This window comes from Sporolactobacillus pectinivorans (assembly GCF_002802965.1).
Classification (GTDB): domain Bacteria; phylum Bacillota; class Bacilli; order Bacillales; family Sporolactobacillaceae; genus Sporolactobacillus; species Sporolactobacillus pectinivorans.
The window spans coordinates 3,501,694-3,524,760 of the sequence record NZ_NXGA01000001.1; the positions used below are offsets into that span (position 1 = coordinate 3,501,694).

Genomic DNA, 23,067 nt, shown 5'->3' on the forward strand with positions numbered 1-23,067 from the left:
AAACAAAAGGTACCGCAGCCGCAAACCCCGCGATACCTCGAAAAAAATTTTTAATTATCGTTCATCAATACCCATTTCTATTCAAACTTTCTCAAGGATTCGACCGGATCAAGGTTAGCGGCCTTGGAAGAAGGAGCGAGCCCGGCAATCACACTAATACCAATACTGGCGATCAGGCCGAAGAGCACGAATCCGGGGGTGATATTTAAGAGCGACACATGCATATGCGGACGGGCAAAGTAATTACCAATCGCTGCAGCAATAAAAGCGATCAAAATGCCGATGGCACCGCTGAACAGCCCGAGCAGGCTCGCTTCCGAGAAGAACAAGTGGCGAATATCCTTACGCCTGGCACCAAGAGCCCTGAGAATGCCGATTTCTTTTGTCCGTTCCGTCACACTGATATAAAGGACGACAATAATCATGATTGCTGAAACAAGTAATGAGATACCGGCTATCGCCGCCAGGACATAGGAGGCAATAGCGATATATAAGTTCAATGAATCCAGAAAAGCTCCGGCTCCGTTCGGGGTATAGCCATGTTTTTTAAAATAGTCCTGAACGCTTTTTACATTTTCAATTTTATCGATTTTAATCGTTGCCATGTTGGGCTTCAGGGTGATCTTTTGCTTGTCGTACATTTCTTGTATGGTCGCATAGTCTGCCGTAAGCAGGCCCATTTGCGCGCTGCCGTTGAAAATGGCGGATACTTTTAAATTTTTCTGCATAACGATTGGGCGCTGATTTTTATCGGTCATATTGACATAAAAAGTTAAGGTTTTGCCGATCAGGCTACTCGGCTTTTTCGTCAGCTGCATGGCAACGTCTTTGCTTAACCCGATTTCGTTTGTTCCAGGCAAATGGCTGCCACTAGCCAAATCTTTTTTCGGAATGGCGCCGTCTACGGTCTGAAAGTATTGTGGGATCGCAATCTTGCTGCCAAGCATAACCCGCGTTGAAGAAAGCCAGAGCACTTTTTCAGCTGAATTCACATGTTTGACCTTTTTCATTTTCTCAAGATCACTGTTTGAAATGACTGCCGATTTCTTGATTTGACTGCTCTCTCCATCTTGCTGAGACAGGCCTTTTTTCGTTAGCTGCACCACGGTCGGATTGACGTTATTCATAATTTCATCGTGGATATACGTTTGCACGCCACTTCCAAGTGAGAGCATAATAATCACACTAAAAATGCCGATTGCGCCGCCAAGCGTGACAAGAATGTTTCGCTTCAGATTGTGACTGATGTTATCGAGCGCCATTTTGAAGGTAGCACCTAGGCCCAGGTTTTTCGTTTTTGATCCTTCTTCATGTTCCGGTATCGGGTAACCATCCTTCAGACGGATGTCATCGGCGATGCGCCCGTCATCAATTTTAATAATACGTGTGCCGTAGTCGGCAACTTTCTGCGAATGCGTTACCGTCACGACAAGCTTGCCTTGTTTGGCGATTTGATCAAGGAGCTCCATAATCTGCTCGCTATTCTTCTTATCGAGCGCTCCAGTCGGTTCGTCAGCAAGAATGATGTCGGGATTATTCGCCAATGCCCTGGCAATCGCCACTCGCTGTTTCTGCCCACCGGACAGCTGATTCGGCCGCTTATGCAAGTGATCCGCAAGCCCGACGGTTGTCAGCAGTTCTTTGGCATGCGCCACTCGCTCTTTTTCCGACATCGTTGTCATCTTCAGTGTGACGAGCACATTATCTAAAACAGTCATGTGGTTGATCAGATTAAAGCTTTGAAAAATGAAGCCGACATTCGTCTTCCGGTAATCATCCAACTCTTTTTCTTTCATGTCATGCAGCGCCTTGCCGTTAATCAAAACATCGCCTGTGTAATCCTTATCCATGCCGCCGATGATATTCATCAGTGTTGATTTTCCGCCACCGGATTCTCCGAGTATGGAAACAAATTCACCACGCTCCAGTTTGAGATCAATGCCATGCAATACCGGAAATTTTTGTTTTCCGGAAAGCTTGTACGACTTATGGATGTCTTTTAATTCGATATAACTCACGCGATATCCCCCAGTTACCGGAATCTGTACCAAAAAGGTGGCTTGATTCCCGAATTTGTTTTTACTGTTATATTTTAACAATAAAACAGGCAAATTTAACCCGCTCCGGGAATTAAATTTCACTAAGTCTTTAGCCTTACCTTTTTGCATATTTAGATCTTACTTGGTGTCACTTCTCACTTTTTATAGGCTTTGTTAGACTAATCCTTTGATTTTCGCTCCATGTGCTCGCTTTCCGCTGGCGATCCGCGAGCCTCCTCGCTCAATACTTCACTGCGGGGGTCTCGCCGGGCTCGCTGTTCCCGCAGGAGTCTCGCACCTTCCCTCTAATCGACAGAGTGGTGAAACCGACAATGAATTTTTTTAAAAACATAGATTTGCCAGAGAAATAATAACCATAGCATAAGCAATGACCACAGGATCAGATAATTTTATTGCTGTTAATTACTTCAATCAAAAGTAAAACGCTTTAATTTTATTGTTTTTCGTTTTATCATTGATCTCGGAAGGGTTTCCAAATATCGATTAAGGACATACTGGAGGGATTATTTTGAAGCAAATTGCGATTGGACCTGAGAAAAAGCAGGCATCGGCGGTTGTTCAGGGCTGCATGCGTATCTCGGAGATGTCTGAAGACACGGTGGAAAAGCTGATCGAGACGGATCTGGAGAATGGAATCACTTTTTTCGATCACGCCGACTGTTACAGCCAGGGCGCCTGCGAAGCATTATTCGGCCGTGTACTGGCTAAACGTCCGGATCTGCGGGACAAAATCACGCTGCAGACGAAGTGTGGTATTGTCCACGGTGCGGAATATACTTTGTATGACTTTTCGAAAGAGCATTTGCTTGAAACGGTAAACGCCAGTCTGAAGCGGCTGCAGACCGATCACATCGACTACTTGCTGCTGCACCGTCCGGACGCGCTGATGGAGCCGGAAGAAGTGGCGGGTACGTTTGATGAACTGCATTCTGCCGGTAAGGTGCTCCATTTTGGCGTCAGCAACCAGAATCCATATCAGATGGAGCTACTGAAGAAGAGCGTTAAACAGCCGCTTGAAGTCAACCAGCTTCAGTTCAGTATTAAAGCGACCGGTCTGGTGGACGCTGGCATTAATGTGAACATGACGGTTGACGCCTCGAACGTCCGCGACGGCGGTATTCTCGATTACTGCCGCCTGAACAATGTCACGGTTCAGGCATGGTCCCCGTTCCAGTACGGCTTCTTTGAGGGTGTCTTTCTGGACAATCCAAAATTCCCGGAGCTCAACAAAAAAATCGATGAAATCGCAGCGAAATATGGGGTCAGCAACAATGCGATTGCCGTCGCCTGGATTCTGCGCCATCCGGCGGAGATGCAAGTGATTCTCGGCACGACAAACGTGAAGCGTGTCGCTGAGTCGGCCAAGGGCGCCGATATTACGCTGACGCGCCCTGAGTGGTACGAAATTTATCTGGCTGCAGGAAACAAGCTGCCTTAATCTAAAAAAAACGAGAGGGGTCGAAATTGTTCGGTCCCTCCTTTTTTTTGCAGCAAGAAAACAGATCAGAACTCAGTAAAATATATCGGAACCCAAGCGATTTTATCGGAACTCAGTAAAATATATCAGAACTCAAACGATTTTATCGGAACTCAGCAAATTATATCAGAACTCAAACGATTTTATCGGAACTTAGAAATTTCTAGTTAGCCTTTCGTAAGATCTTCCGCTTGCCGCTTAGCTATGGCTTGATCCTCTTAAAAGTGCAACAAATCGGTTAATCCACAGGTCGATTTTTTATTATTTCCCAGACAATAAAAAAAGACACCCAAATGTGTCGTTTCCGTAAAAATGGGTTCTTTCAAGCAAGGGGTAATGTGCTTGCCCCTTATAATATTATTTTAAACGACCGCTCATTATAAGTCTATATTTTTCAAAAATTTTATTGTAGTCTGAGAGCAACCGGCCGGGATATTTATGATGAAAGGATAACAATCATTCCGCAGCTGCATGACTTGTTGCCTTCCTTTTCAATAAGGAGTTGCTTTTAACATGCGAACATGGGATTTGAATCTGAAAGTCCGCCTGATTGGCGAGACGCTTTTTAACTTGCTCTTTTGGATGTATTATCCATTTCTCACCATCTATTTCAGTGACAGTTTTGGGCAAAGTGTTGCGGGTCTCCTGATGTCTGTCCCGCCTCTCGTCGGAATCATTGCGAACCTTCTCGGCGGCTACCTTTCGGATACGCTTGGACGCCGCCAGACGATGCTGCTCGGTTCATTGGTGCAGGTCGTCATATTTGCCTTGTTTGCTTTATCTTTGTCGGACTGGATAAATTATATCGCCTATATATTAATCAGCTTCGGCCGGACGATCTACTATCCGGCAAGCTCCGCTATGGTCGCGGATCTGACTCCTGAGAAAGACCGTCGCGAGGTCTTCGCAGTTTTTCTGACGGCATTTAATATTGGTGCCGTATTGGGTCCCATGCTTGGTTCAATTTTCTTCTTTCACTACAGGAGCGAGCTGCTTTGGTCATGCACGGCCGCGGCCTTTCTTTATTTGTATGCGATATTCTTCCTGATCCGCGAGACTATGCCCGAAGCTGAATCAGGAAAAAGATTAAGTGGATCGCTGTTATCTGTTTTAAAAGCACAGATTCGGAGCTATAAAGTGATTTTTTACGATAAGGTCTTTGCACTCTTTATTCTGGCTGGCATTGTCGTGATGACTGTCATCAGGCAGGAGAATACTTATCTGCCGATTTACATCAGTGCGCATGTCCCGGAACAGGTCCTTTTTTCATGGAATGGCTGGTCACCGAATCTCGGTGGTGTCGGCGTATTTGGTTGGATGATGGGGTTGAGCGGCATCATCTTTGTTCTGTTTTCAGTTCCTGTCGCACGAATGTTTGAAAAAATCAATGACCGGACTCTGCTGATCCTCTCCATTTGTGTCGTCGGCGCCAGCCTGTTCTTGATGGGCTGCACCACGAACGTCTGGATGCTGCTCCTTCTGATGGCAACGATGTCATTCGGAGAACTGATGCAGTCGCCCGTTTCAGACAGTTTTGTCAGCAAGTACGCACCGGCCGAAAAACGCGGCCAATATATGGGCGCCGCCACGCTGCAGAACACCATCGGCAACTTTTTTGCACCAGTCGCGATGATCCTGTCAGGATGGGTACCCTCCAATGGTGTTTTCGGATTCATCCTGATCTGCGCATTAATCGGCGCCTTGCTCTATGGGCTGTTATTTCGTATTTTGTATGGAAAAGAAGAGAACATCAATTAATGTTGAACAGTAATATTAAGGTTTATTGATAATGACTTCAAGTTCGTTATAGGTGGTTAAATGTGCAAAAAACGCTCAGTTTAGCGTGTAAAAGATATTCCAAATGAAGTTGTGGGCAGCAAACATGGACTATGATGTTCTGATTTAGCGAAAAGATACAGTATTTTTGATGATGGCTGGTAAACACAAAGGCGGAATATTTCTTGATCGGCACAAGTTTCAAACTCCCGGTTCCACTAAATCTTGATTTACCAAGATTTTGGAGCAAGATTCATGCGCTTTGGCGCTCGCTAATCCCGCAGGAGTCTTGCTCCTTTGCGTCTGCTTTCTTATAAAGAAAACTTGGCAAAGTCNGCAGGAGTCGAGTCCCTTTGCGTCTGCTTTCTTATAAAGAAAACTTGGCAAAGTCAAGCCTCTGGCGCAGGCTGAGCCTTAGTTGCGCTTATACTATAATCCGCTAAAATTTTATACTTTCTTATAGTATAAAAAAAGCGGAGTGCCTGTGGCACTCCGCTTTTTATCATTCCTTCTTAGTCAGCGTTTGTCTGAGGGACTTGATCTTTACCAAGAAATGAGCTGAAGAACCACAGCTCTTTATCCAACTTGCTCTTCGTTGCAATCAACATGTCGTTCGTGACATCGTCACCCTCTTCATCCGTCAGTTTGATCCCTTCAACGAGTTCGTCTCTCAGAGTGACAAGATCATCGATCACCGTCTGTACCATTTCGTCTTCGGTCATTGCCTTTGTGTACGGTCTTTCCTTCAATGTCGCATGTTCAAAAAATTCCTGCAGCGTTGAATAAGGCTGACCGTTATTTTGAAGGAGACGTTCGGCGATATCGTCAAGAATAAGCGTGACTTGGTCGTATAACTCTTCAAATTTTTCATGAAGCGTGAAGAAGTTATGTCCTTTTACATACCAATGAAATTGATGGAGTTTCGTATAAAACAGTCCATAATTTGCTACCTGTTGATTCAGAAATGTTTTCGTTGTTTTGCTTTGTGTCATGATCAAAAGTTCCACTCCTCATTGATTTGAATTATAATTATTACTTAACAATAATTTGATCTAGTCTCTTTGTCTACCTGAAAGCCTTATTCAAATCGATTTTGAACACTGACTCTGTCCAATGAATTACTCTGAATAAGGCGTGCCTCAACGGGACCTTTTTAATCGATGAATGAACCCTGCCCCAATCTTCACTTCGGTGATCATTGTGATACTGCTCAGGATGATCACGAGCCCGATGAAGGTTCCAAACGACAGCCGTTCACCAAGAAACAGTGCACCCCACAGAACGCCATACATGGAAACAAGAAGCGTCACACTCAGCGTTTTTGTCGGACCGACATTTTTAATCAGATAGAAAAAAAGCAGGTAGGCAAAGGACGTGCACAGGATTGCCAGGCTCAGAACAGCCGTCAAAATCCCGGTACCCATGAATGGAATGCGTCCGGAGTAAGGCAGGCTGAACGGAATAAGAACAAGCCCCGCGGCCAGCTGCTGGCCGATTGTCAGAGTCAGCGAAGGTTCACCGGTAAAGCGCCTTTTGATATAAACACCGGCAACGCCGTAGCTGAGTGAGGCGAGGAGCGAAAAGAGAACTGAGAGCAGCACCATGACCGACTGGCCCATGTGTCCCCAGCCGACGAGGATGCCAACGCCTGCAATGCCAAGCAGGATCCCGGCAACTTTTTTCAAAGACAGTCCCTCACCCAGAAAGATCCTCGCCATAATCAGGGCAAACAGCGGTGTCGTCGCGTTAAGAATGGAGGATACGGAAGCCGTGAGATAAAGCTCCGATGCGGCAATCAACGTGAAAGGGATCGCCGCGTTGATCACCCCAAGGACAATGTATTGCTTCCATTTTTTTCGGTAATCCTGAAGCTGGTGGATCGCCCATGCATAGAGTAGAAGGACAAGACCGGCAATGAGAACCCTCAGATCGATGAGAAGGAAGGGACCCAGCACCGGGGACGCGACGCGCATAAATAAAAAGGAGCAGCCCCACAAAGCAGCAAGTAAATTCAGTATCAGAAAATCTTTTATACTCATGAACAGCACCCTTTAATATGATCTCTTCTCAATCTAAACGACAATGTATGATGCGTCAATCCTTTTTACCTTCCGCAAGTCGTTTGATGGATACCAGGCGGCCCCATTGCCTGGACAAATCCTTCATTCACGCGGCAGTGACAGCCAGTTGCTCCGGAAGAACGTTATAGCGCACTTCCCGCCCGATGTGCCTTCCCGTGACCTTTCAACACATCCAGATGTTTGACCACTACCTGACGGGAGATCATGACCCGATCCGCCAGGGTCGTTGCCGTCACCTGACCTTTCACCGCTATTTCGTTTAAACTCCCGCGGTGCGCCGGATTGGCCAGCGCCACCAGAACTTTATCAACGTTACCATTCTCTCTGTCCATAGCGGAACCTACTTCGCCTGATGATTGATGAAGTCCAGCATCTGCGCCCAGCCTTGATTATTGTCGTTATAGAATTTCTGACGTTCTTTCTCGGATGCTTCAAGATGTGCAAAGCCAGTCTCAACAACGCGCAGCCGCGTCCCGCCTTTTTCCGGTGCCAAGCTGAATTCTACCAAAGTGGAGTTGCCTTCTTTTGGTTCCTCTCCCGGATAAGAGCTGGCCCAGCGGCAGGTAAGATAGGTCGGAGCATCGACTTTCTCTGTCAGCACCGGGAAATCCCCGTACTTGCATGTGGCGACCACTCGATTTCCATCAATCTCAACGTGATCCGGCCCTTCTTCGCCGACCCACCACGCCGGCCTGCTGACTAAGTCCCACACTTTCTGCAGTGGTGCTTCAATGAATAGATCCCTCTCAATCCGATTTTCAGACATTCCGATTCCTCCCTCTCCTTTATATATGCAACTAAAAGGTAGCATATATAAAATTAATGTGCGACTTGTTGGGTGCACTTTATTGGATAGTCCAATTAATTAATAGAAATATCTGAATTTATTGTTTTCTTTCAGAAAAATATGTGATATATTGGTTTCATGGTGAACAACATGATAAAAAAAATTGATCGTCAGTCTTTAAGTGAAAAAATCTATATTGAACTCAAGAAAGCGATTGTGGAAATGGTTTTTAAACCCGGCGAACGAATCAGCGATATGGAACTGGCTCAAAACTTCGGCGTCAGCCGAGCACCAGTAAGGGAAGCGATTAAACAGCTGGAGGATGATGGCCTGATTGAATCGATTCCCGGCTCACTGACACGTGTCACCCATATCAGCAGCGAAGAAGCCAAAAATGCCTTTACTGTCGTCGCCGTGCTGCACGATTGGGCATGAAGGAAGCTGAAATGGATACGATCGCCGATCTCATTGTCTCTGTCCTGAAAGATCAGCAAACAACTGACGAAATTAAGAAAAAGGTTATCGATCTGCGTACGTCCTATCAGAAGATTCATTATTGCTTTGATTAAAAAGATGAGTGAATTTAAATGAGCTGTTCACAAACAGAAGTGATTCGATTGAACTGATAGATGGCCATCCGTTCAACGATGTGAGAGTGCTTTACCATTCGATTTTGATCAGCGGCAATAAGCTGATTGTGGACAAGTCCATTAAGAGCAAGCAAGAAAACTCTGTTCCTGCGCTCGCGATCGAAATCGGAATCCATTTGAATACGGAGGAATTTGTTTGATGACATTGAGAAAAAACTCCTCTGAGGAAATAAAAGCACGATCTGCTCTCCTCTCAAAGCAGATCGTGTTTTTATAAGTTATGCCTGATTCGCCTCAATGCGCTATGATAGAAGTAATCATTTTCCGGAGGCGGTCTCCGTGAAATCATTGAATATTAATCTTGGCGATAAAAGATTAAAGTGGATGCGATTGTTATACCACCGTGAATTCGATGCTGCTTAGTTCACTGATACAGACTGTGATGTTTGGCTGTTTGGCTGTCTTATTAGAATTGGACCAACTTCATTGCCTATATTTTAATTAGCTTCAGACGTCCCACTGCGTGCAGATTGTCCGATTTGGTTAAATTCATGTCGCAGTACATCGGTATCATAATAGGAAACGCACAATAAGAAAAGCAACTCACTTCATTATTTTAACTGATGAGTTGCTCTTTTAGTAACCTCAATATCAATTTGGTTTTCTTTTAAATGATGCTTCTGTCTTTAAAAACTTCTTTTGCTACGGCCACTGCGTTTAACACCCTGGGAAAACCTACGTATGGAATACACTGGATAAACACCTCAGCGACCTCTTTCGGAGCCACACCCACATTCAATGCTCCATTAATATGCACACGCAGTTGATTTTCCGTTCCGCCTAATGAAACCAGACTGCTAAGTGTGATGCATTCACGCTGTTTTAGATCTAAAACCGGTCGGGTATAAATATCGCCAAAGGCAAATTCGATAATAAATTTCCCCAGATCCGGTGCAATATCTTTCAATGACTGTACAACCTTGTTCCCTTGTTCACCATCTACTTCCGACAATTTTTCAAAACCTGTTTCGTAACGACTTTTTCCCAAATCTTTCATCTCCCTTTTTTGGTACAATGAAAGTGTAGATGCTAGAGTGTACTCGATGTCAAATAAACGCCGGGAGTTGTTTTCATGTCGTATTCTATCGGGGACTTTTCTAATATAACTGGGTTGAGTATTTACACGCTTCGATACTATGAAGAAGAAAAGTTAATCTTTCCAGCGAGAGATGAAAATAACAGACGGAGGTATACAGACAAAGACAAGATCTGGATTGACTTTATTTTAAGGCTTAAAGAAACAGCCATGCCCATTCGGGAAATAAAGAAATATGCAAAGTTGAGGTATGCAGGCGATTCGACTTTGCGGGAAAGGTTGAAAATGCTTCAATCTCATCGCTTGTTGATGCTTGAAGAAAAAAAGAAGCTTGAAGATAATGTGGAGCATTTGGATGAAAAGATTAAAACGTATGAAAAAGCAATTTTTGTTTATGAAAAAGAAGAATGATTTTAATTGAGAAAACCTAACCTCCTTGTCGGACGCGCTGCCATCATAATTGCCATTCATCTGAATTATAGTTAAGTTTGTAGAGAAGAAATAAATGTAAGGTTAAAAACATTGAATCCAGCCGCTTCCTTTGAGGCAGGAATTAACTGATCTCCGGTTTTATTTTGATCTGAAGGCCATTATTGCCTGCTAGCCAAATCAAACATGATCTGTCTGGCTGCTTTATAATTGATATAACGATTTTACCGGAGGCGTGGTTCATGAAATCATTCGATATTATCCTCGGTGACATTACAACAGTTAAAGCAGACGCGATCGTCAATGCCGCAAATACGACGCTGCTCGGCGGAGGTGGTGTCGACGGAGCCATTCACCGCGCGGCAGGGCCGGAACTTCTGACAGAATGCTGGACATTGCACGGGTGCGCGACCGGAGAGGCGAAAATCACCAAGGGCTACCGCCTGCCCGCCAAGTATGTCATCCATACCCCCGGCCCGATCTGGCAGGGCGGCGGTCATCATGAGGCTGATTTGTTGAGAAACAGCTACGTGAATAGTCTGAAGCTGGCAGAGGAACATGGCTGCCGGACTGTCGCGTTTCCTTCAATCAGCACAGGTGTTTACCATTTTCCTTTAGACAAGGCATCTGTAATTGCCGTTCAGGCGATTCATGATTTTTTGGCACACTCTGCTCATGTCGAACAGGTACAGATGATCTGTTTTGATGAAGTGACCAAGGCGGCTTATGAAGAAGCATAAGAAAAATGATATAGAGTTTATGGATGTGCCTCTTAGATTTCATCAGCTATAATCCATAGATGAGAAAGAAGGGCGGACTTTCATTGTATATAGAAGTAGTCGATCATAGTGATGAGTGGGAGCAGCAATATATTAATGAATCGAATCAGATCATGGTGATTTTAAGAAATGAGTTAATCAATATTTTTCACATCGGGAGCACTTCTGTACCCGGTTTAAAGGCTAAACCGATTATTGATATGATGCCTGTCTTTTAAATAACTGGGGCAGGATAACAAAATTTTTCAACGATCCAATGTGCGGCATCCAACAGGGTGTTGGTCGGCCTGGCGGGCCCGCCGTATTGCTTCATTAGCTGTATTCAGAGAGAATTTACCTTGTTCGATCAAATTTTTACGCTCTCGGTTCAATTCTAACTCGATTTGGTTCAAATTCTTCTTAATTCGGTTCAGTTTTCGTTCATCTCAAACGCAGCTTCAAAATTGAAAAGCCATTACAGGGTTGTGAATATGTTAAGTGTTTAGAGCTCAAGACTTAGATGCTGTAATCTTTTCCATGTAGCTCCGCTTCCTCTCAATCAACCGAATGATTGCCTGTCTTTCTGATATGGATAACCGTTCGACTAAACGCGCCGCGGCTACCGGCGCTTCCCATTGTTGAATGTCTGTTATGGAACAGTCTGTTAATTGGATATAGCGTTTCATGTAGGCATGCCGTATCTGGCTTCGCATAAATTTCATCAATACCTTTAAAATGGCTGGGATGTCCGCTGGTAATTCAGCTAAATTCAAAAGCAATGCTGTCCTGGCAACATCGGCGCAGGAGCTTCCTTTGGTAGCAGTCATCCAGTCAATAATGAATACTTTGTCTTTCGATAGAATGATATTATCAGGATGAAAATCTCCATGACACAGGACCGATTCACTTGGAAGCTCACGGAGAAAGTCAAGCAATAGACCCTTAATGTCATCATCCAGCAAATCTGTGTGCAGAATGCGCTGACTTAAATCGTCTTTAATCAGTGGCAAATCACAATCCGTTTTTCTATGTATCTGCAGATGAAGCTCCGCCATCATCCGGCCGATTCTGCGTACCTTCCAAGGATTTCGAACGACTCTTTGCAGAAGAGGTTCCCCCACAATTCTTTCATAAATAATACCTTTACGCCCTTCATGCTCCATCAAATCATAAACTTTTGCAACGGGAAAACCTTCTTGACAAAGCGTTCTGTTAATCTGCCATTCATGTTCTGCCCACTGCAGAGGGATGGTTTTATAAAATAATTTCACAACTCTGTTGTCACCGATATCAAAGATTTCCGCTGTCTTTCCCTGCCCGATTTTATTATCTAATAACATGGTTTGCACGGCTGTATCCCCTTTTTAACTTGATATCGGCACAGCTTATTCTTTCTAAATCTATAGATTTCGTTTGCCGCTTGTAAGTGCACGCATTATGCCGGACATCAAATTTGTTTGCAGTATACCTCTATGTCATTTCCTTCACTGTCTTTAAATTCTAAGACCAGACTGTTTCCGATTTTGGTCAGCGGGAAAACGATTGGCGCTCCCAGTTCATGAATTCGTTTAACAAGCAAGTCCATATCATTCACTTGAAAACTTGGCAAACAGTTATTTCCCCAAACGTGTTTTTCATGAACCCCTGTATTATAAAAGAGACATAGCCTATTATGTTCAAAATTGAATGTGCTGAAAATCTTGTCTTTTTCACTGACTTCCTGATCTAGAAACTTTTCGTAAAAATGTATGGCTCTGTCCATGTCTTTTACACATATGTACATTGAATTTAAATTTAACTCTAGTGCCACAGAGATCCGGCCTCCTTGTGCCATTGTTCAATTTCTTCCAGTAGGATGTTACCTTGCTTCAAACAAACCTGTCGCTTTGGTGATGTGAATCCACCCACCCTGCTTCTCTTTTTCTTCCTCAAGGTATTGAATAAAATCTTCGAGCTTCGCGCCGGTCATGATTTTCTTTATTTCCGTACCTGAGGACAAAATATAATCGGCAATCGCATGCATATCATCAATTCGCAGTCCTCCGGGGAATGCTTTTAACTGTACATAACGAAAATAAGGTGCCAGCTGTTCTGCACCATTTTCGAGGCCGAACGCCGCTGCCTGAACATTCGTCAGGACATCACCAAGAGCCGGATCAAAACCTTTCAACAATATATTGAGTTCCATCATATGTTTTTCTCCAATGGTTGACGCGTAAAAAACACCTTGCGGTTTCAATACCCTGCGGACTTCCTGGATAGCCCGCTGCCTGTCCGGAACATGATAAAGCATATGATTGACGATGACAACGTCAAACTGATTATCTTCATAGGGTATATTCTGAATATCAATTTTTCTGTAACTGATGTTTGGCGCCTCGCCCATAGTCTGCTGCGTATCCGCCAGCATGCCTGAAGAAAAGTCCGATAATGTGATCATCCAGCTATCAGGTACACAGTCCCTGTTTTTTTTCCAAAACGTACCGTCCCCGCATCCCAGTTCAAGAATTCTGCTGCCCATTTCGATTTGGTACTGCTCAAAAAGCCATTCATGCCAGTCTCTTTTATTCGTGCTGTACTGTTGATGCATTCTGATCCGAATATTCAGGTTCGATGCATCCTGATATTGCTTCTTAACATCTTCCATGATATGACATCCTCTCAACTTTTATAAAAATATGACGGATGATTTAAACCTGTTGGTTCGTAAAACACATCATGTGAATAGGTAAAACCTAACTTCTGCAATACATTTCTGGAAGCTGTGTTGTCCGGATGATGGCCCGCAAACAGATTATCCGCTTCCAGTGTATCAAAAGCATAACGAATCACTGCACCGGCAGCTTCCGTTGCATAGCCTTTGCCCCAGTACCTGCTTTTCAGATGGTAGCCAATTTCATAAATTTTACTTTCAGAGTCATAGGGATGCAGGCCGCAGCACCCGATATGTTCTCCTGAATGGAGTTCGAACACCGGCCAGTATTGCACGCGATACTGTTCATCCGTAGTAATCTCCTGGATCAAACGATTTTTAATCTGTTCTTTGGAAAACCGGCCGTTTGCAGAAATAAATTTTGTCACAGTTGGTTCTCCCCAAAGAGAACCTGCCAGATCCGTGTCCTGATTCTGCCAATGCGAAAATCCGAGACGCTCAGTTTTTAAAAAATAATTTCTCATTTTAGCCAACTTCTTTCTCGCCAAGTACCTTCCGTGTCCGGTATTAGGAACCATCTATGCCGTCACAACATGTTTTCAGAATACCATAAAAAACCGGGAAAAACGCTGAAATGCAAAAAAGCAATAGTCTGACCCTGCATGCATTCGGGGACACGCCGGTCTTCGAGTCCGATTTAAAGATTGCCCAGATCTTCGCCAGCTGGTTTTTCGTATCCGTATTAATCAATAGCGGTCTGAAACAAGTCACATGCGTAATCCAAAAGGAAGATGGAAAACAGCCTGTTAAAAGCAAAAAACGGGATCCCGCCATCTCATAGTAAAGCGGATTCCCGTTTTTTGCTCTGTGGAAACGCGATTAGTTACGCGCACTGCTTTTCAAACTCTTTTTCACATCGTCAATAAGCTCGTTTACTTTTTCTTCCTTTGTTGCCCACGAAGTGACCAAGCGAATGGAAGAGTGGTCCTCATCCGCCTTCGCCCAAATAAAAAATGCGTATTTTTGTTGAAGTTCAGCGATTAGTGAATTGGGCAGGATCGGAAAAATCTGATTGGAGGTTGAGTGGGTTAGAAAACCGAATCCAGCTTCGCCGATGCCTTCTCTCAGCTTGTCCGCCATCCGATTGGCATGTGAGGCAAGGTCAAAATACAGATTATCCCGGAACAGTTCGAGAAACTGGATGCCGAGCAGTCTTCCTTTGGCAAGCATGGCGCCTTTTTGCTTCATGGCATAGCGAAAATCTTCTTTCAGCGACTGCCGGCTGATAACAAGTGCTTCACCGATCAGTGCGCCATTTTTTGTGCCACCGATATAAAACGCGTCTGTCAGCTGCGGAAGGTCCTCCAGTTTCAGATCATTTCCTTTAGCAGTAAGCGCCGAACCGAGCCGGGCTCCATCCAGATACAGGATCAGGTGATGTTCGCCGCAGAATGTTTTCAGATCTTCCAGTTCTTTTTTTGTATAATTGGCACCGACTTCCGTCGTGTCAGATATGTAGACAAGCTTGGGTTTGACCATGTGCTCGTCCTCATGGATGTCAAGTACCTTCTGAATCGCTTCCGGAGTCAGCTTTCCATCCTGGTCGGATTCAGCGACAACCACTTTGTGGCCGGTAGCTTCGATGGCGCCGGTTTCGTGCACATTGATGTGACCGGTTTTCGCTGCGACCGCGGCTTCATGCGGCCTTAGAAACGTAGCGATAGCTGTCATATTAACCTGCGTCCCGCCAGACAGAAAATGAACGTCAACATCAGTCCGCCCAATCTTTTTTTTCAGCAAATCCGCGGCTTTTAATGAATATTGGTCTTCCCCATATCCTTCTTCCTGCTCCAGGTTTGTCTCCATCAACGCCTCCAGAATTCTCGGATGCGTGCCTTCACTGTAATCATTCTTAAAGCTGTACATTCTCTTCCCCCATCTCAGCTGTTTTACCCTACCCCTTCATTTTAAAACAAAAGATTAAAAGATGTTCGGAAATTCCGGAAAAGTTGTGCCAGGCAGCGTGCAAGTACTGCGCGATTCAGATCGTTTTATCATCCTGGCCAAGTGTCGCTCCGGCCCGGTTTGTGCCAGTCCGCGCATTTTTTCAGGCGAGTTCGAAGTTCATTCCGTTCGGTTCCCGCAGCGAGGAGCGATCAATCAGCCGCCATAATAAAATCCGGTTTCTTTCATAGTCAGCGGGTCGCCTTCACGATGCACGCCGGCGTTGATCACTTCGCCGATGTAGATGAAGTGGTCGCCTTTTTCCACTTTTTCAACGACTTTGCATTCAAAAAAACTGATGGCATCCTCAAAAACAGGACAGCCGGTTTCCCCGTTTTCAAATGCGTACCCGGCAAGCGTATTTCCCTCCGGTTCCAGCGCACGGAAAAACGCGGTAACCATGTCCTTCTGGCCGGATTCAAGAACATTGACGCTGAACACGCCGCTGGCAGCGATCTGCTGCTGGGAACGCGTGCCTGCCTTAGCCGCGAGTGCAACCATCGGCGGTTCAAATGACGTTTGGGTGAGCCAGTTCCCGGCAAAGGCGTTCACGCCACTATCATCCTTGGTTCCAACGAGATACAAGCCATACGTAATGCCGCGCAGAGCTATCTTTTTTTCTTTAGCATCCATTTCTGATTCCTCTTTCCCATAATTAGTCGTTCACATATTTGCCACAAAATTATTATAGAGCATTTTTTCAGAGGAAATCCAGTCTGGAACGTCTGCACATTCATTCCGGCATTTCATCTGCCAGAAGAACGAGCTTGGTCAGCGTTTTCCAGTTGCGTACCGTTGAAGGAGCTCCAAGCTTCTGGATATTGGCCGAGAGCCTGGCATTCCGGATACTGTGATGAAATAAGAGATAGACATCGCGGCCAACAATCTGATATTGATCATCTCCCATGTCCAAAGCTTTGAGAGCATCCGCTTTCTCCGCCGATGGCTTGTCCGACATCACGGAAACATAAAGGCTCTCGCCTATAGAAGTCGTTTCTGCCGCCTCAACTTCGTCTTTTGAAAACGGACAGTTGCGGCTTATAGCCTTAAGTTCATCGGCCGTCCTCAGAATAACCGGGACAGGAAATCCAAAATCTTTTTCAATCTTCTTCTCGATAAGATCATTCAGCTTGGGTTCTGTTTCTGATGACTGAAAGAGAACATTTCCGCTCTGAATATAGGTCCGTACATGTTCAAGGCCTGATTCAGTCAGCGATTCCCTTAAATCAGCCATTTTGATTTTGTTCTTCCCGCCCACGTTGATTCCCCGCAGCAGAGCGATGTAAATGTTCATCCGTAATCCCCTTCTCTCATTCATCTATTAAAAATATACTCGTTTATAGACTGACTTCCACTATCTTTTCCAATTTCTTCATGAGTTCACCATTAAACGCTGAGTGATCAATCTTGCATTTGCTGATGCTGACAACTTTCATAGCCCTGATTTTCAAACCGGCTTCCGGCCTTCTGATAAACTTTCAGGGCTCCTCTTTCTTCAATAGATCACGAACCATTCGAACTGCAGCGGATTTTTCTGATTTCAGATTTACTTTTCTTGGTTTCAGCGGTCATAGCTGTCTGAATGCGTATACTTCTGATAGACATCCACCCGGGTTTGAGAAACTCCTCCCTTTTCTACAAGCGGACACCGTCTAAAGACGGTGGATCTAAATCCCGCTTTTGGAAATTGAACACCCTCTTTAAGGAAACATCCCGGATATTTTTATCCGAGATGTTTATTAAGATGCCTTCCATTTTTTAATCATTCTTTAAGAATTGTCCCCTAAAATAAAATTCAGTGAACCCAGGTGGGCTTGAAAGGAGAAACAAAAGTCATGCAACGTATCAATCGGATCAATTTTTGGTTAGGCGTCATTGTATCAATCGGCTTACTCATTGAATCGGCAACAGGTATTTATATGTATGTTCAGGCAGGCCAGCAGCAAAGGTCTCTCGCACAGAATATGCCAAACGGCTTTTCAGGCGTTAACAATACTTCAGGGGGCAGCAGCCAATCCCAGTTTGGCGGCAACGGCAATTTTCAAGGCGGCGGACAGCGCTTCAGGCAGTTTGGAAGTATGAGAAGAACCCGAAACTTTCAAACCACCATATACGGCCTGATCGCTAACATCGTAGCCCTGATTCTGGCCGTTGCCGGGCTAATAGCGGCTGCCATTGCCGGCAGGACAAATGCAGAAAGGAAAAAAGAGCTGGCCACACAGGAGTAATCAGGCAGTTTATCATCACGTTCTTTAACTTAACCGTAAAAAAAACGATTGTTTTTGTTTTGTATGAGAAGCTATACTATTTTTTTTAATAGTAAAGGAGCCGGAGTAAAAATATTTTCACTCCGGCTCCTTTAAGTTCGTTTTTATTCGACACAGTTGGAATAAAAAATTTGGGGTGATATTGCCCATCGAATACGGATATCTAAGTCGTTATTTTTTTAATTCCCAGTAGCAACGCTTTGGAGAAACTATCTTTTCCTCTTTTTTCAGCTTGGTCATGATTTTATTAACTTCTTTTTTATCGATGCCCGTTGCTTCCGCCACTTTGCCTGCATTAGCCGGTTCATCAGCCTTGGTGAAAAAATCAAGAACTGCGTCATAGCTTGCCATGTGTATCCTCTCCCTCTTTAATTTTCACGGTACTTTTTTCTCACATTTATTATACAAAATCACTGTCCACTTTCAAGCCGTCATATGTTAGCACTTGTACTGAATATCATGTAAGATGGCTTTGAGTCCTTTGTTCGATTGATCGGCAAACACTTGAATGATCGTTATAGCAAAGCGCTTGTTAATGAGTGGTGGACAGGTGGCGGAATAAATGAACGTAAAAATGCTGGAAAAAGAAAAAATCAAAGATTTTGTGAACTATTGTATGAAGCACCGTAGCGACGTGGACAACTCGTATCTATACGATGAAGATCTTGAAAAATTTGTGCCGGGTGACGAGAACCCGACCTGCATTCTCACGGATGGGGCGGGAAATATCAGAGGAGCGGCCTCATTGATCATGGATGACTATCACCGGGCGGGAAAGAAAATCCGTTTCAGAATATTCCATACTGAAACCAGTGACGCAGCAGATTACCGGGCCCTGCTGCAGATCGCTGCGAAACACGCTCAGGGCATGGACAATCTTTTTGTCTTTGTCCCATTGGTGAATCAAGAGATGCTGAGTATTGTGGAAAAACTGGATTTGAAAATCTGGCGTTATTCCTTCTTACTCGTCAAAGAGAATATATCAGAATATCCACTGAGTCTTCCCGAGGGTTACACGATCCGGCCGATGATCCCGGGGAAAGATGAATCCATCTGGTGCGCGGTGCGCAACGAAGCTTTTGCACATTTGCCGGGCAGTGAGACACCGATGACGGAGGAAATGATCCATGAAAGAACGCTTGCTTCCGACTATCTGGAAAACGGAGCCTTAATCCTTTATGACGGAGATCAACCGGTTGGCATCGTGCAGGGGCTGGATGACGAGTATGACAACGTGCCGATCATGTGCATTGGGCCACTGGCTATTATCCCTGAGTATCAGGGACGCGGGCTCGGCCGCATGATGCTCAGAGCTTCGATCAACTACGCGAAACAGCACGGCTATACCCGGACTGTTCTCTGCGTCAACGGTGAAAATGAACGGGCAAAAATGCTCTATAAACATGAAGGTTTTAAGGAAGTTGAGGAAGTCGCCGCGTATACGTATGATCTGAAATAGCGATTCGGGCAAAGGGGACTGGCGGGTAAAAACTGTGGCAGAAATTTTCAGAAGCTGCCGAATAGAGCGAAAAACTCTTTCCATCAAGAGAAACATGATAGCGATATCAGGTAATCATTCTTGAACCGGACAACGCATTTGAACAAGAATGGTATGAAGACCATGAATCTTTCGGCAGCCAAAACTGATGATTAAAGAAATGATTCGGAAGTCAGCGTTGCTTTTTGGTTTTAAGTGATTGATCATCACCTGATCGGTCGTTGTAACAAATAATGTTCACTTCCGAAACAACCTATGATGAACGTAAATATTACAAATTTCTGCTTTTTCTTCGATTTTGTAGTATTTTATAAGAGGCCGGAAATTAATGAATAGAAGGATGTTCATCATGAAAGAAGCGGCTGATTTCTGTCCGCCTGCAAATTTACACTTAGGATGATTTATGATGAAGCGTAAAACAGAGTTTGTCCTGTCGTTAATCGGGAATATTTTAGCGTCAATAATATGGTTCGTTATGCTCCTGCTCATGATCGTCGTGTGCCTCATTCCGGCACCGGATACCTATGGAAGTCATTTGATTCCAGTATTCCTGATCACTGTAAATATGATCACTGCTGCCGCTCTCGTTTTCACCTGGATCGGAGCATTCATGCTAAGCGGCAACCAGCTGTGGTGGGCAATCTATACAATTATGATTGGTGGCGTATTTATCTTTTCCCCCTATGTTGTACCGGGCATTCTTTTCATTATCGGAGGCTCGATTTCCGTTGCCCACTATCAGCCCGGGGATGGACGCCCTTCTTGATCAGGGGATTTTCGTTAAATCAGCCTCGTAGATTCAAGAGAGGCGTCCGTTACTTTTGTAGATCGTTCTTAGTGTTCATCAATTCTTTGATCCGTATTTTCCCATATTCTCCTCCGCCCTGAATTTCACGATTTTACTGATTAAATCCAAAGGAACAGGCTCTTCAAAAGGAAATCTCACGGTCCCTTTAGACGTTTCATAAGCGGACAGTTCTTTTTCAAAAGCTGCAATCCCGCTCGCGCCCGGATAAAATCCGATGTGCTTTTTAAACGCAGCAAAATGCACCAGATTTCTGCCATTCAAAGTGAAGGTAGGCATCTGATAACTTACCTTTTCTTTCGCACCAGGTACGATCTGTTGAATGAAGGCTCGCAAACTTTTCAATTTCTCCTGCACGTCTGCCGGGAAAGCAGCGATGTACGCGTCGATTGTGTCAGGATTTTTCTTTTTTTCCATAAAACTCACCTCCGCGGGTATGTGTTCATTCTAGTAAGACTGATTCAAATAATGTGTACGTAGACAGACAAAATAAGTCAGGATTGAGCTAATGGCTGTATGTTAATGTTATTTACGAAACGATCTACTAGTGCTTCATTAATGCGACTGTGTAAGGAAATAATTCCGCTGTCATGATTCCCTCCGCAACAGCCGGATTGGTCCGCATCAGTTCCAGCGCTTCTTTATCTGAATCAGCCTCCAGAATGACGATGCCAAAGGTTTTTTCATCAATCCCCAAGGTTTTGCCGGCTAAAATGAGCTTCCCCTCATCCTGCAGCTTCTGCAAACGTGCGAAATGCCTGTCTGCTATATCTTCTTCCCTTTTTGTCCAGTTTGACTCATCCAGTAACAATGGAATTAATCGCAAAACGTAGATAAACTGTTTCTTGTCGCCGGTCATTTGGTTTACCTCTGGAGTCTATAGTTTAATCGATCAAAAAAACGGTCTCTTATATATGGTTAAAGAACCCTATGTATGCCAAAACAATTAATCGCTCAGAAAGATGCTGCGCCGGTTTTCATTCACTGAATCACTCATCAAATGGATTAGTCCCTCCTCAATTGCGGACAGAAGGGCGATCAGACCGACAAACCAGAAAAAGGAGATACTTTTTGAAATTATAAAAACAATGGGTGCCAGGAAGATCAGGATTCCAGTGAGCTTGTTACCCCATGTATGCAGACTGACAAAGGTATGGAATTTGGCTGCCGCGATGAGGATGCTGATAATCCTCACCCCGGCAATGATAGCAATCAGGGGAATACCTGGTGCAAGCAAATCTCCCACCCAATAAAAGATCAGCATGACGATGATCCCGTACATTAACAGATCAGCAAAGGAATCGAGTCTCGCTCCAAAAGGGGTTTGGGCATGTGTCCTGCGGGCAATCAAACCGTCAAGCACGTCACTCAGCACCGCAGCCGTATACAGCACCGCAAAAATCCACGGATTTTTATAAAAGAAAAGCATCGAGATCACAAATATCATTCTGCTGATTGTGAGCATATTGGGAATGTGCTTCATGGTTTCCTCTTTTTACGATGATATGAGACCAGCTAATTCTGTTTCTTGTTTTTCTTTGATAGAGAATTTTTCTCTTTTTTTAACTTAGGAGGAAGGCTTTTTACATATGAATAGGAAATGTCCAGCCATTTATGGGTAAATGTGTAACCGGCCAGTTTACTTTCCGGGACCTCAACGTATTCTTTCATAAATCGGCCCGGCGCAGGCTCAAAGGACCTGATTTCATCACTTTCGGCCTGAATCGCGGTGCAGTCTTTTTCCGATAATCTAAGGAAGACGATCTTGCCTTTCACACCAGTCCACATGTTGCCATTCACAAAAAAGACGGCAGCCCCAAACATCATCTTCTTTTTACATGCGTAGCCCGCAACGAGCGTCTCCAAGTATTCGCCTAAATTCTGATCCGCTTTCTCCCAGTCCATATGCATGATCTCCTTTCCAAAAAACGTCAGCCTTTTATAGCGCCTATTTAAGCTGTCTGTTCACACGCTCAATGTCAAAATCACTATACCCTTGCATGCTGCCCCATTTGATCATACCTCATGCTCCGGATGTTGGGAATCAGAAATTGCTGTTAAAAATTCATCATAACCGTATCGGCCGCCGAAATCGTAGATGTATTTAATTCTCGAATATTACTTGCTCTCACTTTCCAGATTTCCAAACAAAATCCTCATACCATCACGTTTTCCATAAAAAATGTGCAAGATATAAAGCCTGTTCTGTCCATACCGATAAAAACAAACAAATAACAGCAATATGTGTGCCCACAATCCTTATCTTCCCACACTTCTTTAGATCACAGCAATTGCCCCCAATTCCGCTTGCCGTACAAAATCCTGACTACAATAACTGTTAACTCCTCTTCGTCAATAAGACAAAACACGACGTAACGGCCAGCCGGTGACTGACAAATTCCCCGGGAGAAAGGTATTGATCCGCCACGAACGCGTAACGCTCCGGCATCTCAGATAACTCCATCACGGTTTCTTTGATTTTACCAACCAGCTTCCGAGCAGTCTTCGGTTCCCTCAATTCTTTTGCGATATACTCTGAAATCTCATGTAAATCATTCACCGCAAGCTTAGTCATCAACAATTTGTATGAACTCATTCAGTCAATTCATCTTGCAGCTGCAGATGAGATGCGCCGGTCAAAACTGTTTCCCCTTTTTATGACACTATTGTGCATCTTTTTCCGTATACTGATGTGTTCACTATTCTCAGTTGTATTAACGGAAACAAATTAAATATATACTACGAGTAAAAACCGGGGGTGTCCTTGCTTTTTTTATCTATAAATG

32 protein-coding genes are annotated in these 23,067 nt (G+C 44.3%); 11 read left to right on the forward strand and 21 right to left on the reverse strand.

Annotated elements, in window-relative coordinates:
• Positions 1-77: 77 nt before the first annotated feature.
• Positions 78-2,018 carry an ABC transporter ATP-binding protein/permease gene (locus COP04_RS17140; RefSeq protein WP_100489135.1) on the reverse strand — a complete coding sequence of 647 codons (1,941 nt, stop codon included), beginning with the start codon at positions 2,016-2,018 and terminating at the stop codon, positions 78-80.
• Positions 2,019-2,568: 550 nt separating this feature from the next.
• Here COP04_RS17140 and COP04_RS17145 point away from each other — a divergent pair.
• Both COP04_RS17145 and COP04_RS17150 read left to right on the forward strand, forming a co-directional pair.
• A complete protein-coding gene (locus COP04_RS17145; RefSeq protein ID WP_100489136.1) occupies positions 2,569-3,498 on the forward strand; it encodes an aldo/keto reductase in 930 nt (309 codons plus the stop codon).
• A 552-nt stretch (positions 3,499-4,050) separates the two neighbouring features.
• Positions 4,051-5,295, forward strand: a complete 1,245-nt coding sequence (locus tag COP04_RS17150) for an MDR family MFS transporter (RefSeq protein WP_100489137.1) — start codon at positions 4,051-4,053, stop codon at positions 5,293-5,295.
• Positions 5,296-5,825: 530 nt separating this feature from the next.
• Here the strand turns inward: COP04_RS17150 and COP04_RS17155 are convergent.
• The 4 genes from COP04_RS17155 to COP04_RS17170 all read right to left on the reverse strand — a co-directional run bounded on the left by COP04_RS17155 (position 5,826) and on the right by COP04_RS17170 (position 8,160).
• Positions 5,826-6,305 carry a Dps family protein gene (locus COP04_RS17155; RefSeq protein ID WP_100489740.1) on the reverse strand — a complete coding sequence of 160 codons (480 nt, stop codon included), beginning with the start codon at positions 6,303-6,305 and terminating at the stop codon, positions 5,826-5,828.
• 147 nt (positions 6,306-6,452) lie between these two features.
• Entirely contained in the window at positions 6,453-7,352 is a 900-nt protein-coding gene (locus COP04_RS17160; protein ID WP_100489138.1) for a DMT family transporter, read from the reverse strand.
• A 164-nt stretch (positions 7,353-7,516) separates the two neighbouring features.
• On the reverse strand, positions 7,517-7,726 hold the full coding sequence (locus tag COP04_RS17165; RefSeq protein WP_204988050.1) for a winged helix-turn-helix domain-containing protein: 210 nt from the start codon (positions 7,724-7,726) through the stop codon (positions 7,517-7,519).
• An 8-nt stretch (positions 7,727-7,734) separates the two neighbouring features.
• Complete coding sequence (locus tag COP04_RS17170; protein WP_100489139.1) at positions 7,735-8,160, reverse strand: SRPBCC domain-containing protein; 426 nt, start codon at positions 8,158-8,160, stop codon at positions 7,735-7,737.
• A gap of 171 nt (positions 8,161-8,331) precedes the next feature.
• On the opposite strand from COP04_RS17170, the gene COP04_RS17175 reads away from it, so the two are divergent.
• Together COP04_RS17175 and COP04_RS20555 are read left to right on the forward strand one after the other, a co-directional pair.
• Positions 8,332-8,616, forward strand: a complete 285-nt coding sequence (locus tag COP04_RS17175; protein WP_239984926.1) for a GntR family transcriptional regulator — start codon at positions 8,332-8,334, stop codon at positions 8,614-8,616.
• 11 nt (positions 8,617-8,627) lie between these two features.
• Entirely contained in the window at positions 8,628-8,750 is a 123-nt protein-coding gene (locus COP04_RS20555) for a hypothetical protein (RefSeq protein ID WP_275656867.1), read from the forward strand.
• A 14-nt stretch (positions 8,751-8,764) separates the two neighbouring features.
• Here the strand turns inward: COP04_RS20555 and COP04_RS20000 are convergent, their stop codons facing one another.
• Positions 8,765-8,977: a hypothetical protein gene (locus COP04_RS20000; protein WP_162297121.1), complete on the reverse strand. Its 213-nt coding sequence runs from the start codon at positions 8,975-8,977 to the stop codon at positions 8,765-8,767.
• A 461-nt stretch (positions 8,978-9,438) separates the two neighbouring features.
• Positions 9,439-9,819, reverse strand: coding sequence for a carboxymuconolactone decarboxylase family protein (locus COP04_RS17185; protein ID WP_204988051.1), 381 nt, complete (start codon positions 9,817-9,819; stop codon positions 9,439-9,441).
• An 84-nt stretch (positions 9,820-9,903) separates the two neighbouring features.
• On the opposite strand from COP04_RS17185, the gene COP04_RS17190 reads away from it, so the two are divergent.
• The 3 genes from COP04_RS17190 (at position 9,904) to COP04_RS17200 (ending at position 11,293) form a co-directional block, all read left to right on the forward strand.
• Positions 9,904-10,278, forward strand: a complete 375-nt coding sequence (locus COP04_RS17190) for a MerR family transcriptional regulator (RefSeq protein ID WP_100489143.1) — start codon at positions 9,904-9,906, stop codon at positions 10,276-10,278.
• A gap of 260 nt (positions 10,279-10,538) precedes the next feature.
• A complete protein-coding gene (locus tag COP04_RS17195; protein ID WP_100489144.1) occupies positions 10,539-11,036 on the forward strand; it encodes an O-acetyl-ADP-ribose deacetylase in 498 nt (165 codons plus the stop codon).
• Positions 11,037-11,119: 83 nt separating this feature from the next.
• A complete protein-coding gene (locus COP04_RS17200; RefSeq protein ID WP_162297122.1) occupies positions 11,120-11,293 on the forward strand; it encodes a GrpB family protein in 174 nt (57 codons plus the stop codon).
• Between the two features lie 270 nt (positions 11,294-11,563).
• Here the strand turns inward: COP04_RS17200 and COP04_RS17205 are convergent, their stop codons facing one another.
• The 5 genes from COP04_RS17205 to COP04_RS17230 form a co-directional block, all read right to left on the reverse strand.
• A complete protein-coding gene (locus COP04_RS17205) occupies positions 11,564-12,394 on the reverse strand; it encodes a phosphotransferase family protein (RefSeq protein ID WP_239985011.1) in 831 nt (276 codons plus the stop codon).
• Between the two features lie 107 nt (positions 12,395-12,501).
• Positions 12,502-12,864, reverse strand: coding sequence for a VOC family protein (locus COP04_RS17210; RefSeq protein WP_100489147.1), 363 nt, complete (start codon positions 12,862-12,864; stop codon positions 12,502-12,504).
• 48 nt (positions 12,865-12,912) lie between these two features.
• Entirely contained in the window at positions 12,913-13,701 is a 789-nt protein-coding gene (locus COP04_RS17215; protein ID WP_100489148.1) for a class I SAM-dependent methyltransferase, read from the reverse strand.
• 14 nt (positions 13,702-13,715) lie between these two features.
• Positions 13,716-14,231, reverse strand: coding sequence for a GNAT family N-acetyltransferase (locus COP04_RS17220; protein WP_100489149.1), 516 nt, complete (start codon positions 14,229-14,231; stop codon positions 13,716-13,718).
• 355 nt (positions 14,232-14,586) lie between these two features.
• A complete protein-coding gene (locus COP04_RS17230) occupies positions 14,587-15,633 on the reverse strand; it encodes a threonine aldolase family protein (RefSeq protein WP_100489151.1) in 1,047 nt (348 codons plus the stop codon).
• Positions 15,634-15,694: 61 nt separating this feature from the next.
• Between COP04_RS17230 and COP04_RS17235 the strand changes: the two genes are divergently transcribed.
• Positions 15,695-15,880, forward strand: a complete 186-nt coding sequence (locus COP04_RS17235; protein WP_100489152.1) for a hypothetical protein — start codon at positions 15,695-15,697, stop codon at positions 15,878-15,880.
• Here COP04_RS17235 and COP04_RS17240 read toward each other — a convergent pair.
• On the reverse strand, positions 15,868-16,344 hold the full coding sequence (locus COP04_RS17240) for a flavin reductase family protein (RefSeq protein WP_100489153.1): 477 nt from the start codon (positions 16,342-16,344) through the stop codon (positions 15,868-15,870). The two genes, COP04_RS17235 and COP04_RS17240, sit on opposite strands and share 13 nt — an antisense overlap.
• 100 nt (positions 16,345-16,444) lie before the next feature.
• The gene (locus COP04_RS17245) at positions 16,445-17,005 is read right to left on the reverse strand and encodes a DUF1697 domain-containing protein (RefSeq protein WP_100489154.1); all 561 of its coding nucleotides are present in this window, start codon (positions 17,003-17,005) and stop codon (positions 16,445-16,447) included.
• A gap of 541 nt (positions 17,006-17,546) precedes the next feature.
• Here COP04_RS17245 and COP04_RS17250 point away from each other — a divergent pair.
• Positions 17,547-17,939 (forward strand): hypothetical protein, encoded by a 393-nt coding sequence (locus tag COP04_RS17250; protein ID WP_100489155.1) that lies wholly within the window; start codon positions 17,547-17,549, stop codon positions 17,937-17,939.
• A 210-nt stretch (positions 17,940-18,149) separates the two neighbouring features.
• Here the strand turns inward: COP04_RS17250 and COP04_RS17255 are convergent, their stop codons facing one another.
• Entirely contained in the window at positions 18,150-18,329 is a 180-nt protein-coding gene (locus COP04_RS17255; RefSeq protein WP_100489156.1) for a MarR family transcriptional regulator, read from the reverse strand.
• Positions 18,330-18,540: 211 nt separating this feature from the next.
• On the opposite strand from COP04_RS17255, the gene COP04_RS17260 reads away from it, so the two are divergent.
• On the forward strand, positions 18,541-19,437 hold the full coding sequence (locus COP04_RS17260; RefSeq protein ID WP_100489157.1) for a GNAT family N-acetyltransferase: 897 nt from the start codon (positions 18,541-18,543) through the stop codon (positions 19,435-19,437).
• A 445-nt stretch (positions 19,438-19,882) separates the two neighbouring features.
• Positions 19,883-20,242: a hypothetical protein gene (locus tag COP04_RS17265; RefSeq protein WP_100489158.1), complete on the forward strand. Its 360-nt coding sequence runs from the start codon at positions 19,883-19,885 to the stop codon at positions 20,240-20,242.
• Positions 20,243-20,320: 78 nt separating this feature from the next.
• On the opposite strand, the gene COP04_RS17270 is transcribed toward COP04_RS17265, so the two are convergent.
• From COP04_RS17270 to COP04_RS17290, 6 genes are all read right to left on the reverse strand, one after another.
• Positions 20,321-20,698 carry an iron chaperone gene (locus COP04_RS17270; protein WP_100489159.1) on the reverse strand — a complete coding sequence of 126 codons (378 nt, stop codon included), beginning with the start codon at positions 20,696-20,698 and terminating at the stop codon, positions 20,321-20,323.
• Positions 20,699-20,825: 127 nt separating this feature from the next.
• A complete protein-coding gene (locus COP04_RS17275) occupies positions 20,826-21,140 on the reverse strand; it encodes a YciI family protein (RefSeq protein ID WP_100489160.1) in 315 nt (104 codons plus the stop codon).
• A gap of 87 nt (positions 21,141-21,227) precedes the next feature.
• Positions 21,228-21,764 carry a CDP-alcohol phosphatidyltransferase family protein gene (locus COP04_RS17280; RefSeq protein WP_100489161.1) on the reverse strand — a complete coding sequence of 179 codons (537 nt, stop codon included), beginning with the start codon at positions 21,762-21,764 and terminating at the stop codon, positions 21,228-21,230.
• Positions 21,765-21,796: 32 nt separating this feature from the next.
• Positions 21,797-22,186: a TfoX/Sxy family protein gene (locus COP04_RS17285; protein ID WP_157800362.1), complete on the reverse strand. Its 390-nt coding sequence runs from the start codon at positions 22,184-22,186 to the stop codon at positions 21,797-21,799.
• A gap of 377 nt (positions 22,187-22,563) precedes the next feature.
• Entirely contained in the window at positions 22,564-22,650 is an 87-nt protein-coding gene (locus COP04_RS20835; protein ID WP_420852797.1) for a hypothetical protein, read from the reverse strand.
• Positions 22,620-22,877 (reverse strand): type II toxin-antitoxin system RelE/ParE family toxin, encoded by a 258-nt coding sequence (locus COP04_RS17290; protein ID WP_157800363.1) that lies wholly within the window; start codon positions 22,875-22,877, stop codon positions 22,620-22,622. The genes COP04_RS20835 and COP04_RS17290 overlap by 31 nt, the downstream gene beginning before the upstream one ends.
• Positions 22,878-23,067 lie beyond the last annotated feature (190 nt).